This window comes from Pontiella desulfatans, from assembly GCF_900890425.1.
Taxonomy (GTDB): Bacteria; Verrucomicrobiota; Kiritimatiellia; order Kiritimatiellales; family Pontiellaceae; genus Pontiella; species Pontiella desulfatans.
This window is the reverse complement of record NZ_CAAHFG010000001.1, coordinates 1,483,969-1,499,364: the sequence shown is the minus strand read 5'-3', so window position 1 is coordinate 1,499,364 and position 15,396 is coordinate 1,483,969. Positions and strand designations below refer to the sequence as shown.

Below are 15,396 nucleotides of genomic sequence, written 5' to 3'. Positions count from 1 at the left end.
AACGATAACATTCGAAGGAAACAACAATGAATAAGGTATTACTTTTGCTGTTCGCCGTTACGAGCTTAACCAGTAGCAGTAGAGGAATTGAAAATCCATACAACTACCCGTTTGACAACCGCGGCAATCCGTTATCGGACGTACAACTGGAAGATGAGTGGTCAACCTTCCCGTTGTATCAACAAGTTGGCTACAATCAACCGCTACGCCCTCAGTTCCACTTTACCTCACAGGTGGGCTGGCTTAACGATCCCAACGGGATGGTTTTCTATGATGGTGAATGGCATATGTACTTCCAGCATTATGCCAAAGGCGTCAAAAATGGAATAAAATCGTGGGGAAACGCAAAAAGTACCGACCTGATCCATTGGACTCAATTTCAACATGCAATCAATCCCTATCCAAACGTTGTCGGTGGAGACCGCCCTCACGCCATCTGGTCCGGTTCGGCGGTTGTGGATAGACATAATGCGCTCGGCAAACAGAAAGGTGATGTAAAAACCCTTTTCGCTCTCTATACGGCGACAAATCCGAACGGCTTCTTCCAGGGAGGCGCTTACAGTACTGACAAAGGGCGGACGTGGACAAAGATAAATGACGGCAAGCCGGTTATTCCGTTTCAGGAAGGGTACGCTGCCGGACAACGTGATCCGCGCATCTTTTATTACAAACCGGGGAAATTCTACGTGACGATCATGATGGTCGGTGGAGAAAAGCGGGAGGTTCGGCTGTGGAAATCCACAGATCTTCTGAATTGGGAATACATAATGGATATCCCTGACAAGTCGGCAGAGTGTATCGACATGTATGAGATCCCCGTAGATGGGAATGTAAACAACACTCGATGGGTCATCTCAAATGCAGGAACCCGCTACGAGATAGGAGTGTTTGACGGAAGATCATGGAACGGGTACGGAGAAAGGGATGAGGATAACAGACCGCTCCGTTTCGATTATGGCGATTCTTACTATGCAGCACAGGTTTTCAACAACGCTCCGGATAATCGCGTAGTCCACATCGGGTGGCTTCATTGCAAAGAGTTCTACCGCCCGTTCATCGAGGCCAATATGCCGTTCACCCAGCAGATGTCCTTTCCGGCGGAAGTTACGCTTCATTCAACGGATAGCGGAATCGTTTTGAGACGTAATCCGGTCAAAGAAATTGAAAGGCTGTATGTGAAATCAGATGCCTTCGACCACGGCAAGCTCGGAGAAATCAACGCCGAACTTGCCGGTCTCAGCCCCGAATTGATCGACATGACCCTGCGTATTAAACCTGATGCCGACTTTGTGCTCAACGTCCGTGGGTTGCCGATCAAATACGACCTGAAAAGGCAGGTGGTTGTGTTCAACAACAGTCAACGCGGCACCGCTATTGCAGAAGCTTCGAAAGCAAAAAAGAAAAACTCACCCCAACCATTCAATCCCAGGCACCAATATGGCCTCAAGGAGATTCCTGCGCCGCTTCAGAATGACAGGGTGTCGATTCGGGTGCTGGTCGACCGTGCGTCGTTGGAGATATTCGTCAACGATGGTCAGGCGGCCGGCAGTTTCGTGATTGTGCCCGATGCCGAGAACCGCAGTATCCAGCTTAGCGGTGCTGATGGCCAATCAGTCGAATCAATCGTGGTTAACGAACTCAAATCGATTTGGGGGAAATGACGTTGAAACACCTGTCGTTATCTGTTTAATCGACTCCGCGGGTCTTGAACTGATCGATCCCGTCAATGATGTATGGGAAAAAGAAACGGTTGCAGATGAAGCCGACTTCGCTGGTACTACAAACCGGTTTGGACGTGTAATTATAACCTAGGAATAACAATGACTAAAACAACCTCTGTAGTTGCTGCCGCCCTGATTGCCATCAGTACCCAGGCCGAAAACCTGCGCATCACGTTCGGTGCGGAAAAAGATCTCGCATCCAGTGCCGGCACACCGACTCAAAACAAGGATATTGCTAAACCGCGCATACATGTCCAGGGCTTGGAAAACGGATGCTCGCTGGATGTGCAATTCAGCGTCGCGGCAACCGGAGGAAAACCTGCCCGAATGGGAATGGGCTACCGTTTGGATGAAGGCTATGCACTGACCTTCAGGATTGAATCGGCGGTCGTAAGTTATGCCGACGGAAAAACCGAATCAGTTAGCGGGCGTTTTATATCGGTCGCCGGCAACAACCAAGCGGGGAAGTTCACAACCGACAACCAGGGGAAAAGCATCACGCTGAAGAGCACGACGAAGGGAAACAACCGCATCCGAAACATTGTGGCTGAATTCGATCTCGCGGTCACAGGCTCCGCTGCCCCTGTCGTGCAAAAAGCCACTCCCAAACCGGCTGCGCCCGCCAAACCCAAACCCGCCGCCGCGCCCCCCGTCGTAAAAACCGAATCGCTCAAACTGCCGCGTCTTTTCTGCGACCACATGATCCTTCAGCAACAGACCAAAAACACCTTCTGGGGCTGGGCGAAACCCGGAGAGGCGATCACTGTCAAAGCCAGCTGGGGCGCGGAGGCATCTGCCAAAGCCGGTTCCAATGGCCGCTGGAAGCTGCTCCTCGAAACACCCAAATACGGAACCGGACATTCGCTGACAATCCGCGGAGCGAAGGACACGATTAAAATCAAGAACGTCGCCATCGGCGAAGTGTGGCTCTGCGCCGGGCAGTCCAATATGGGCTGGGCGATGGGCAACTGCTTTGAAACGGAGCAGGATCCCGATGTAAACCTGCCTAACCTGCGCATCTTCAAATCGGCGCGGGAACATTGGCATGAACCGCTGGCAGTTCAGCGCGACCGGCTCAGCCAATGGAAACCGTGCAATCCGGATTCCGCGGCTGAAACCTCTGCCGTCTCCTATTGGTTCGCCAAAAAGCTCCACCAGGAACTCGGCATCCCCGTCGGCATCATCCAGCAGGCCTTCGCCGGAACCCCCATCGAAGGCTGGATGCCTTGGGAACTCCAGAAAGACGATCCACGCGCGCAGGCACATAAAGCGCTGCTCGATGCCTCCGCCGAGCGGCAGGTCGGATCCGGCACGACCGAGCAAAAGGCGCTGGCTGAATTTAAAAAACTTCTGGCTGAATACAACGCGAAAATCGACGTGGGCGAAACCATGAAGAACAGCGTCAAGCCGCTGGCGCCGCCGATCATCACCAAACCCGCCACCCTCGGCCACCAGTATCCCGCACATATGTTCAACGCCATGATCAATCCGATGATTCCCTATGGCATCCGCGGTATGATCTGGTATCAGGGCGAGCGCAACTCCAAGGATGTTCCCCAGGCCTTCCACTACCGCAACCAGCTCGCGCAGTTGATCTCCTATTACCGCACCACGTGGCACGAACAGTCCGGCGGAAACATTGCTGCCGACTTCCCCTTCCAGTTCACCCAGCTCCCGAGCTGGACGCCGCCGCAGACCGATCCGGTTGAAGGTCTCTCCGCGCCGTGGGCGGTCAATCGCGAATCGATGATGGAAGTCGCCCGAAAAGTTCCAAACACGGGAATGGCGGTTTCGATCGACACCGGCGACGCCACCGCCCTGCACCCGAAGAACAAGAAGCCGATCGGCCTGCGCCATGCCGCCGTGGCTCTGAAACAAACCTATGGCAAAGATTTTGCAACCAGCCCCCTTTTCAAACGGAAGACCGTTGATGGTCGCAAAATTATCCTCGAATTCGATTCCGTCGGATCCGGACTTATGGCCGCGAAACCGGGAAAACTAGACACCTTCGCCATCGCCGGAGCGGATCAGGTCTGGCACTGGGCGGAAGCAAAGATCGAAGGGAATACGGTTGTGGTTTCATCTTCCAAGGTTCGGAAACCGGTCGCCGTGCGTTATGCCTGGGCGATGAACCCCTCGCAGCGCAACCTGCTCTACAACAAAGTCGGCATGCCCGTCTCCCCCTTCCGCACCGACGACTGGCCGCTGTTTGATCCCGACGCCGAAATCGTAACCGTTAAGAAACCCGCAAAGCCGGAAAAGAAAACCGAAACCGACTGGGAACGGCCCGCGATGATGCAGTAATTTACAACCACAAAGACACGAAGAACACGAAGCTCTCAAACCGGAGTATCTACGATGACAAAACAGATTCTATTGCTTGGCATGCTGAGTGCCACCATTGCCCACGGCGCGGCGAAGGACTGGCGGCCGCTCTATGAACCGCTTGAAAAAACGGATATTCCCTGCCGGGTGATGAAGCCGATCAACTTCGATGCATCGGAAACGTATCCCGTGATCCTCTCCCTGCATGGTGCGGGCGGCAAGGGAACCAATAACAATAAGCAGCTGAAAAACTGGAACCAGCAGCTGGCCGAAAAAGCGCGGCGTTTAACCTTCCCCTGTTATGTCGTTGCTCCTCAGGCCGCCGACCTCTGGGATACGGATGATCTTGCGGCCATTAAGAAGATTATCGGCGGGCTGCCGTCGGTCGACATGAAGCGGATCTACATTCTCGGCCATTCCATGGGCGGGCATGGCACCTACATCTTTATCCAGCTCGACCCCGACTATTTCGCGGCCGCCGCCCCTTCGGCCGGTAGCGGACTGAAAAAGACTGAACCCTTCATCGATGCCACCAAGATCAAGGACGTCCCGATCTGGGCGTTCCACGGCGACCAAGACAAGGTCTGCCCCTTCGAGAAACAGCAGAAGGTTTTTGATGAGATGAAAAAGCTGGGCGGCAACATGAAGCTGACCGTTTGGGCGGGCGGGAACCATGGCGTATCGGATCGATTCATTCCCGGCCAAGAATCAGGAACCACCCAGCTGAGCAGCGACCGCTGTGATAAAGAAACTGTTTTTATGACGTGGCTGTTTAAACAGAAACGGAAGTAGTGCCCTTTCCCATCCATAGGAGCGGGGACATTCCTGTCCCCGTCGGGGGCAAGAAAGCCCCCGCTCCATTCCAAACCGAGAATACGAATGAAATATAAATCCCTACTCGCAACATTAATCACAATGTCGACCATAGTCTTTGCCCAAGACGACGGCAAAGTTCTCTTCATCCTTTCCGGGCAGTCGAACATGCAGGGGATGAACGAACGGCAGACCTTTATTCCGTGCGTTCAGAAGGAATACGGGAAAAAGAATGTGCTGATCGTTAAGGAAGCCATCGGCGGCCGCCCGATCCGTATGTGGGTACACGATTGGGAGGCCGCGCCGGGCTGGAAGGTCGATCCAAACATCCCGAACACCAAGCCGCCAAAGCCGGAAGAAAACGGGGTCATGTATGACAGCATGATGGAAAAGATTGCGACGGCAACAAAAGGCGATAAACCGAAAGCGATTGCCTTCTGCTGGATGCAGGGCGAGCGCGATGCCCGCGAGCGCCATTCCGCCGTTTATGAAAAGAGCCTGCGCAAACTGTTCCAACAGTTGGAACATGATTTTCCCGATACGCCCATCGTCTTTGTGATTGGCAACCTGAGCGACTTCGGCGCGAATAACAAAGAGCCGCTATACCCGGAATGGGAAGAAGTACGAACGGCGCTGAAGAATGTCGCTAACAGCATGCCCAACTGCACCATCTTCAGCACCGACGACCTCAACACCGGCGACTCCCCGCCCCATTGGAAAACAAAAAAGGTTTCGCAGCGAGTCGATGACCTGCACATGTCGGCCGAGGGATACAGAATTCTGGGCACCCGCTTTGCGGAGGAGTCGATCAAACTTCTATCCGCTATGGTACCTGCTAACGACGGCACCGCGCCGGAAGTGACCGACCTGAATGCAGCGGATATTTCATACGCCGCCGAACAGCATCTTCCCGACCTGAAGCACGCCTTCATTAATGCCGCTCCGAAAGATCGGCGGGATGGCATTGCCGTGGGCACCCTCTCTGCGTCGCAGGAAAAGGCTGTTCGCACCTTCGCCAGGGAAATCTTCAACGGCGTCCATGGAGAAATCGATAGCCTGCTGATTTCCAAGGATGGGAAACTGGTGTTTGAATCCTACTACCGCCGAGGGCGCGCCAACTATCCGCACTACCAGATGTCGATCACCAAGTCCTACACCGCCATGGCCATCGGCCGCGCCATCCAGCTGGGCCATCTTTCCATGGCCGATCTCGACAAACCGGTCGTGGATTTCCTCAAAGAGCTGGATCGCAGCAAGCTCGCCAAAGGGGCGGAGACGATCACCCTCGCCGAAGCGATGAATATGCGCTCGGGCATCCGGGTCGATAAAGCCAAAGCCCGGGAACTGATGAAACAACCGGAACAGTTGCGCGGCCAAAAACAGATCCAGGCCTATCTCGAACTGACCACCCCGATTCCCGCCCCCCCTCGCGAATTTAAATACCAGGGCTCCGACCCTTCCATGACGATGCAGGTTTTAGAAACGGTAGTACCGGGTTCCGCCGAAAACTTCATCAAAACCGAGCTGCTCGGCAAGATGGGTATCACCAGCTATGTTTGGCAGGAAGACGTAAGTGGTCTGCCGAAATCGGCCGCCGGCTCCAGCATGCGCTCGCGCGACATGCTCAAATGGGGGCAGCTCGCGATGAATCAAGGCACCTGGAACGGCAAACAGTTGATCCCCGCTGAATTCGTGACACTTGCCACCTCTCCGTTGAGGAAAAGCAGCTTTTCCAACTACGGGTTTTTCTGGTGGAGCGAAGATGTGGAAGTGGATGAAAAATCCTACGGTGTTAATTCCGGTCGCGGTGCGGGCGGACAATTCATCCTGATGATCCCCGAAGAAGACCTCATCATCGTCATCACCGCCCACAACAAGGGCATGGGCAAAATGCGAACAACCGCCCCAAAGCAGATTATTCCGGTTTTTCAAAGATAGGCTTCATCGCGAACCCACCTTAAATACGGATCGGGGTTCCGCACGGTCGCCTCTCCGCTTCGCTCCGAGGCCACTACAAAGGTCTTTTACCCCACAATCCCAGGTATCCCGAAGTGCGCCTTCGTAGTGTTCACGGAGCGAAGCGGAGGGAATACCGTGGATTCATGGCTTGTCAATGTATGCGGTTACATTTATATCTGTTCCGATCCTAAGGAAAAGGTTTCCAATGACCGGAAACTGAACGTTCCGGATAAAAGAGAGACTAACCACCCACGGTAAATATTATGAAAAGGTTTCTTCCAACCATTGGAACAGCGGCACTTGCGGCCAATCTGTTTGCACAAACCAACTTTGTTTTTGTAACGATCGACGATCTCAGCCGCGAAAGCCTGGGCATCCATGGGTGCACGATCACCAACATTTCCCCAAATCTCGATGCGTTGGCGCAGGAAGGCCTGCGGTTTGAGCATTGCCATGTGCAATCAGGGAATTGCACCCCATCGCGTAACATCATGAGCTCGGGTCAATATCAGCAGCACAACCGGGTCTTTTCGCTGGGCAAAGAAGGTGCGGGAAACCACCTCACCCAACCTGCCCTGCCGGATGTGTTCCGCGCGGCGGGATACCACACCGGCCTGATGGGAAAAAACAGCCATATGTCGCCGTTCGATCCCTACTCCGGCTTTGATGTGGAATACGACGGCTACGGCTCCACCCGCGATCCGCAGAACGTGTACGATAAACTGACCGACGCCTTTGCTGCCGCAAGCTCACAGGGAAAACCGCTCTATTTCAACCTCAACATTTTCGACCCGCACACCGGATGGTATGGCTGGGATCACAAGGATGGCGTTACGATCACAGAAACCGACAACCATCCAAGCACCATCTATACGGAACATGATGTCCCCTACCCGGCCTGGTTCCCACCGATGAGTGAGAATGAGCGAACACTGCCCTCAAAGGATGATCCTGTAACCCAGACCAACAGTATGATGGTTGAGGTTGCCGCTTACTACAACACGGTAAAACGCGCGGACGATTCCATTGGTAAAATGATGCAGGCCATTGATGACGCCGGCCAGACCTCCAACACAATCATCGTGGTGGTTTCCGACCACGGCGTACAGCTGCCGGGCGGAAAAACCCAGCTCTACGACCACAGTTCCCGTTCGCCGCTCTTTGTAAAATGGCCAGGCGTCACCAGCTCCAATACCGTCAACAACACAGAAATGATTGCCTCGTTCGACCTGCTCCCCACCTTCTGCGAAATGATCGGCCAGCCGATTCCTGTCGGTGTGGATGGACGCTCGTTCGCCCCTATCGTGAAAGGCGAAATCAATCCAGAATGGCGCGACTATGTGTATAAGCAACAAAACGACCGCAACAAGATGCGCGCAATCCAAACAACGGAACTGCTCTACATCTACAACCCCTGGTCGAACGGATCGGATACAGTCGGCAGCGTGGCCACCGGCATGCATAGCTGGCGCGCACTCCGCTCCGCAACGAACGCAGCCGCCGTGGCCTATGCAGACTTTTTCGAATACCGTACCGTGGAAGAGCTGTACGATATCACCAACGACCCGCACTGTCTGACCAACCTCTTCAGCTCCCCTGCCTATGCCGCCGATCTGGCCGACCTACAGGATTTGATGCTGCAGGAAATGATTGTCAGTGGCGACGACCTCGTCATCAACGCCTTTACCAACCGCACCGACCCCGCCGCCAACGCCCAGCTCGTGGACGATCAGGCGGCCTTCCAGAATGCGCAGGCCAACGATCCGAACTATGTGCGCGACGTATTCTACAACCCGCACGACGACTGGAAGCTAATCGGCCACACCCTCTTTGAACCTGCCGGTGAATGGGATATCTGGACGCCGGAAACCACGGGCATCAACCTCAACACCTCCAACGGCGATAACGAGTCCGGCGACAACTGCATCGAATTCAACGGAAGCGCAGCCGACGTTTCCCGACTGATCGTCAGCAACGCGCTTGATACGAGTGTACTCGACCTGCTCAAGCTCGAATCCATCTTCATCGATGGCGGCGCCTTCTCCGGCGGTGCAACCCTGAAAATCCAATACAACGACGGCTCCGGCTGGAACACATTCCAGACCATCAGTAGTGCCGGCGAGAAAAACCTGACATTCGACCTGACCTCGATTGGCTCACCCGATGCAATACAGTTCGGAATTCAGGCCGACCTGAACGGCACCGGCGGCAGCATCTACATGGACCACACCCGCCTGACCGCGTGGCAGGACTGGACCCCCGCCCCCACCAGCACCACATTCAATGCAACCAACGCCGGAACCGTGCGCGTTACCTTCGAATTCGAAACTCAGAACTTCACCGACTCCGACAAGCTGCTGCTCGAATGGTTCGACGGATCCGCATGGACACTGCTGGAAGACTATGATTTCAGCTATGTCCTGCTCACCAACAAAACCTATTCGGACGTCATCGATATGCACGACACCGAGTTCACCTTCCCCGCCGACCTCGAGTTCCGCTTCCGTAGCGAATCGACCGACTCCGGACAAGCCTTCTCCATCAGCAATCTCTCCATTGAAACGCGCGAAGCCATGCGGGAGATTGAGCTGACTCTTCCGCCAACAGCGAATCCAGACAGCTATAGTGAAACCGCCCCGAAGGCGATCACGGTTCCAAGCCCCGGAATCCTTGATAACGATGTCCCAGGAAGCGGCGGCACCCTGAGCGCATCGCTGGTATCAGACGTCAGCCACGGCATTCTTGAACTGAATGCGGATGGATCATTTGTTTATGCTGCCACGAATGGATACACAGGGCATGACTCCTTCACGTATTCCGCCGTAAACAATGCCGGCGCTTCCACCGCAACCGTTTCCCTGGCCATATCTGCTCCACCCACCTCACAAACACATACCCTGTCCGTCACCTTTGGTGCAGCGGAAGATCTCGCATCCACACTGAACGGCAACAGCACCACCGCATCAACCACTCAGGGCGGAACCATTTCCGCACCGGCCATCACCATCAACGGCCTCGACATTGATGGAACCGGCGGAACCGATGATCAGGTTGAAATCGGGTTTTCAGTGAATGCCACAGGAGGTTCAGTGGATCGACTGAGTGCCGGCTACCGGCTTGATCCCGGGTATACCCTGACCATGGATATCACCTCGGTATCCGTCACCCTCGGCTCCGGTGCCACCAATTATTCCATCTCGGAGATCGGTTTTATTTCCACCAAAGGAAACAACGCGGCCAGAACCTACACGATAACCAGTCCGGACAGTGGATTCACAACGTTGACTGATGTGTCCTCCACCCAGTCGCTCACGCAGGATCCCGGCATCGACGGCCTGTCGGCCTTCACCATGATCAGCACAGAAGACGGATCGAACGGAAACCGCGCCAGAAACTTTGTGGCTGAATTCAGCATCAGCGGCAACGCCCCCTCCTCTGTGATTACCAACTTTGCAGACTGGGCATCCGTTCACGGCTTATCCACCGATGCTGGATACACGCTGGACTACGCCTTCAACATTAACCCGCACCTTTCTGAGCGCTATACTCTTCCAGCCTCTGGAAACAACGGGCTGCCCCATTGGGAATTTTCCGGGAGTGAAAACAGACTCGTGGTGGAATATATCCGCCGCATACAGGCCGACGACCTCACCTACAAAGCGCAGTTTACCGACTGCCTGACCACCAACTGGACCGATGCGGTTTCCTCTGAAACCACCACGCCCGTTGACACCGGGTTTGAACGGGTTTCTGTATCCGATCATATCACCACTTCGGAGGCATCGAACCGCTTCGGACGCATTATCGTCCAAAAGGAGTGAGCCCGCCCACGAGCGCTTTTCAAAAATCAGGACAAAAAAAAACAAAAAAAACCGGCTTGCCCATGTAAGCGGTTTCATTTATAAATTGGTTCATGCATGAGAAACAGGCGCGTCAACAGGCCTCTTTAGATGCGTATCGAAGGAAACATGCACAACGGTTTCAACAAGGACTAGCCAACTAACAGGAGAAGAGGAAATGAAAAGAAGCACAGTAACCACCATCGCTGCCCTGTTCTGCGCAGCCGCTGCCTCGCACGCAGCCGATTTATATCTTGACCTCAATGGCGCATCCGCCGGTTTTGACGTCAACACCAACAACTCCCCCATCGAGGTTAACTTTACGAACCTCATTTGGAACACGGACTCCACGGGTGGAGCGGGTGGAGCGATCACTAATGTGAGTGATGGCGATATCCTGCACTTCGGACTCGAAGGCGGAGGAGGCATCCTCTTCAACTGGACATATTACACGAACGCAACTGTTGGCGGGATCCACACTTACCAAACGGCCGGCAGTACGGCCAACATCAGTCGTTTTCAAAAAACCAACAGTGAAAACTCAGAATTCCAAACCATTCAATGGGCACCGGGAGCCTTTTTTGATTCAGAAAAAGAATGTAGCCTTTGGTGGCTTCTCGGAACCTTCGGAGATTTCGAAAAGGTCGGTGAAAAATGGCTCATTTTTTCCGATGGCGGCCCGAAGGTAAACGGAACATGCACGATCAGCCAAAATAACATCATCGTAAAAGACCTTAACACCGTTGATTCCAACTCCAGCTTCAAGCTCAATGGCGGACAATTCCGCATCCAAGGCGGCCTGAGCGGCACAGCCAATGTGGGAATCCTCTCCGGCTCAGGTAAAGTCCGGCAGGACGGGGCAGGTAACTTATGGAATATTGATGTCAACTCCATGGGCGTCAATATGACGAATGGTGTAGCTACAGACTTAATCGATTTTGACGCCGGTGCCAGCTTCGCCCTTAATCCCTCCTCCGTGTCGGATATGGAAGTCACTAAAATGGGCGCCACTAACTATAGCGACCAGATCTGGGTTCGCTGGGGCAGCCAAACCATGACTCAGGCGGGCACCTTGAACGTCGAATTGCTCCCCGGCAGCGAACCACTAGCAGACGGCGACACGTTTGAACTCTTCCGGATCAACCATGCCCAGAATGCCACCATGCTAGGGAGTTTTGATACGATCAACCTCCCAGACCCCGGCGACCCCGGCCTAATCTGGAGTAGCGCCCTACTCTCTTCTTCCGGCACCATTTCGGTGGTGACAGCGGACACCAACGCCCCTTCAGCCCCGACCGGCCTCGTTGCCGTCAGCAATATCTACACGGTCAGCCTGGATTGGGACGACAACTCGGAACTAACGGTTACCGGATACAAGGTTTACCGCTCCGAAACTAGTGGCAGTGGCTTCGTCGAAATCGCCGACGTTGGCATTAGTGAATACACCGACACGACCACCCTTGCCGATGACATTACCTACTACTACCAAGTTAGCGCCTATAACTTTGTCCCTGCCGAAGGCGATCCCAGTGCAGAGGCATCGACCACGGTGCCCTTCGGTCTGCGCAACGGCGACTTCGAACTTCCTGCCCTCGTAAGCGGCGGCACGACCATCGATGCCAATGGCGATTGGACGCAGGATGGCAGCCAGCAAGGCATCCAAAAATCCACATGGGCTTCGGAACCCGAGGCGGTCGAGGAGCAAGGTGCCTGGATGAAAGGCTGGAACAAGAGCGCGACCAATTCCTTCTACCAGGACAAGGCGACAGCAGCAGGTATTGAATACAACCTGGATGCCGGATTTAAAGTTCAGGACAACTTCCGAGCAAACGGCGGACAGGTTGAAATGGCGTTGGTATGGCTGGATGGCGGCAGTGCAGAAATTTCCAGGGACTCACTGGATATTGATGCCGCCATTTCCACCAATGCCTGGGCGCATACCAATATTGTTGCCACAGCCCCAGCCGGATCGGCCATGGTTCGGGCACTGTTCCATTGGACAACAACCACAAATGCGGGCACCGGATCCGGAAACCAATCATGCATGGTGGATAATGTTACCCTCACCCGTGACAGCGCCCCCAGCCCATATGACGTCTGGGCAGGTGGCTGGGGCGTGGATATCGGAGGTCCGAATGACGACTTCGTTGACAACGACGGCATGGACAACCTGCTCGAATACGCCCTCGATGGCAATCCGACGGCTGACGATGCCGGCGACAAACTTCCTGTATTCACCGTGGCTGAAGACGGCGGATCGGACTGGTTCTACTATGTGCACAACGAACGCACCGACGACAGCTCGCTGGCTTATGCCGTCAAGCTGAAGGGCAATCTGGCCATCGACCCCGAATGGGTTACCAACGGGGTTGAGTTCGTGGACGAGGTCGCCATCACAAACAACTTCAAGTCCGTCACCAACCGAACGGATATTGGCGATGCTGAGTTCATCCGGCTGGAAGTTCAACAGGACTAGGATTGAAACCGGAATGCCCGGCCCACGGCCGGGCACGTTCCATCAACGAGGGGAAAACCATGAAAAAAACAATTGCAGGATTGCTGGCGGCCGCGCTACCGGCTTTGTCGTTTGGGGCAGACCTTTATCTAGACTACAACGGTTCCACGCCGGGGTTCGGCGTCAACAACAGTGGAGGCGCCTTAACGGTCGACCCAACCGCGGTCACCTGGAACACGGATTCAACCGGTGGTGGCGGCGGAATCATCAGTGCCGTGTCCAGTGGCGACGTTCTTCATTTTGGATTAGAAGGAACGGGCGGCATCCTCTTCAACTGGCAAAACTATGGAAGCGTCAGTGTCGGCGGCATCCGCACCTACCAGACCTCCGGCAGCACCGCCTCCATCAACCGCATGCAAAAACCCGGCGGCGGGCAGTTGCAACTGAACCTCTCCTCCGGAGCAGTCATAAACACCGAGAAGGCCAATAGCTTCTACTGGGATTTCGCCACCTCAGGCGACTTCACCAAAACCGGCAGCCAATGGCTGATTCTGGCCGACGGCGGGAACAAGATCAATGGAACGGCCACCCTTAGCCAAGGCAACCTCATCGTCAGGGGGCTCGGCACGCTCGGCACGAGTTCCAATGTCAGGATGGAGGGCGGCCAGTTGCGCTTCGACGACAATATTGACGATGCCGCCGGCGAACAATATATAAACATGGGCACCCTGGGCGGAAGCGGAACAATCATTCGCGATGGAAACGCCAACGGGCTCAACAGCCTGACGATAAACAACATGGGCGCCGACATGGGCAATGGCAACGCCACCGATTCGATTAATTTCGGCTGGGGGATCGCCGCGGCTTTCGTTTCCGGAGCATCCACCAGCATGGATATCAGCAAGAACGGCGCCCAGATTGAGCAGGATCAGTTCACCGTCGACTGGGAATCGCGCGCCCTTACGCTGGGCGGCGATCTGACCGTGAGCCTGACTGCAGGTAGCGATGCGCTGATGGTGGGGGATACTTTCGACCTGTTTTCCAATACCCTGCTCGGCAGCTTCGACAGTATATCGATGCCGCAACTCCACAGCGGGCTTTCGTGGGACACCTCCGATCTTGCGGCCGGAGGCACAGGAACCATTACCGTGATTCCGGAACCCGCAACCATCGGGCTTATCGGAGCCTTCGGCTCGGGGCTGCTCTTTATTCGCCGTCGTTTCATGATCTAATTCAGACAACACCCCGACCAACCTGTCGGGGGATATTTTTTCGCCTCAAATGTAAGCGCTTACCCACACAGCCTCTGATTTTCACTCTTTAAAACCGGAGAATTCTTCATGAAAAAATCAGCACTGATCACGATCTTTTCCGTTTTCGCTTTTTCAGCACATGCCTATTTCTTTACCAACAACATTATCCAGGCAGGCGAATTTTCCGGCACCATCAACCGTGATGTATGGAGCCTGAATGGCGAATGGCGTGACAACGGGCCGGATAACATTGTTTTTGATGCGAAAGACGGTGCCCCTAATGACACCTGGCATGTAGCCAAAGGAATCTGCACCGACCTGAGCAGCCTTCCCAATTACGACGCAGACAACACCATCCTTAAGGGATTCAGCTTCAGTGAAGAGCAATCAAGCTTTTTCAGTAAGACAGCAGGACGCGCAGGGGCCGGCCTCAAACTTGAATATTTTGTCGCCATTGACATCATCACTAAACAGGGAACCTATCAGCTCAAATCAGAATCATTTCAGCCTCATAAAATTAAGAACAATACCGTCTGTATAAAAAATCCAACCTGGCAAAACGGGGTATACCTCGGAGATCTTGATGCACAAGGCGGCGTTAAACTCTCAGACATCATCAGTATAGAATACAAAATGGTGATGCATCACATTTCCGGAAATGACTCCGGAACCACATTTTTTGTCGTCATTGACAACCCTACCCTGCACGCAATCATCTCAACCGATTCGATACAAGGTACACTCGGAATGCTTTTTGCCGGACCATAACGTGTTTGCATCATCGTTCCGATTACCCCCGTCGAAACCGTTGTGCATGATGCTCTTCAGAACTAAAAAGATCCCCTGAGAAAGTGCCATCCCATTTATATACAAAAACACATTTTCACCCCGGCAAATCGCTTACATTACAAGCGCATTTATTCACAAAGATAACACAACATACCCCAGCAACTTCAAAAACCCATAAGACGCTGAAGGAATGACCATTACACACCCGAAATCATTTCACATCAAACAAACTTGACAAATGT

The 15,396-nt window shown here is 54.1% G+C and carries 8 protein-coding genes; all 8 read left to right on the top strand.

Annotation, left to right across the window (positions count from 1 at the left end; translation table 11 throughout):
• Nucleotides 1–26: 26 nt before the first annotated feature.
• The 8 genes from E9954_RS05605 (at nt 27) to E9954_RS05570 (ending at nt 15,133) form a co-directional block, all read left to right on the top strand.
• Nucleotides 27–1,661 (top strand): glycoside hydrolase family 32 protein, encoded by a 1,635-nt coding sequence (locus E9954_RS05605; RefSeq protein WP_136078231.1) that lies wholly within the window; start codon nt 27–29, stop codon nt 1,659–1,661.
• Between the two features lie 159 nt (nt 1,662–1,820).
• The gene (locus E9954_RS05600) at nt 1,821–4,025 is read left to right on the top strand and encodes a sialate O-acetylesterase (protein WP_136078230.1); all 2,205 of its coding nucleotides are present in this window, start codon (nt 1,821–1,823) and stop codon (nt 4,023–4,025) included.
• A 54-nt stretch (nt 4,026–4,079) separates the two neighbouring features.
• Nucleotides 4,080–4,838, top strand: a complete 759-nt coding sequence (locus tag E9954_RS05595; RefSeq protein WP_136078229.1) for a carboxylesterase family protein — start codon at nt 4,080–4,082, stop codon at nt 4,836–4,838.
• Between the two features lie 87 nt (nt 4,839–4,925).
• Nucleotides 4,926–6,797, top strand: coding sequence for a sialate O-acetylesterase (locus tag E9954_RS32960; protein ID WP_136078228.1), 1,872 nt, complete (start codon nt 4,926–4,928; stop codon nt 6,795–6,797).
• Between the two features lie 284 nt (nt 6,798–7,081).
• A complete protein-coding gene (locus E9954_RS05585; RefSeq protein ID WP_136078227.1) occupies nt 7,082–10,639 on the top strand; it encodes a sulfatase-like hydrolase/transferase in 3,558 nt (1,185 codons plus the stop codon).
• Between the two features lie 196 nt (nt 10,640–10,835).
• Nucleotides 10,836–13,133 (top strand): phage tail protein, encoded by a 2,298-nt coding sequence (locus E9954_RS05580; RefSeq protein ID WP_136078226.1) that lies wholly within the window; start codon nt 10,836–10,838, stop codon nt 13,131–13,133.
• A gap of 59 nt (nt 13,134–13,192) precedes the next feature.
• A complete protein-coding gene (locus tag E9954_RS05575) occupies nt 13,193–14,344 on the top strand; it encodes a PEP-CTERM sorting domain-containing protein (RefSeq protein WP_136078225.1) in 1,152 nt (383 codons plus the stop codon).
• Between the two features lie 108 nt (nt 14,345–14,452).
• Nucleotides 14,453–15,133 carry a hypothetical protein gene (locus E9954_RS05570; protein WP_136078224.1) on the top strand — a complete coding sequence of 227 codons (681 nt, stop codon included), beginning with the start codon at nt 14,453–14,455 and terminating at the stop codon, nt 15,131–15,133.
• Nucleotides 15,134–15,396 lie beyond the last annotated feature (263 nt).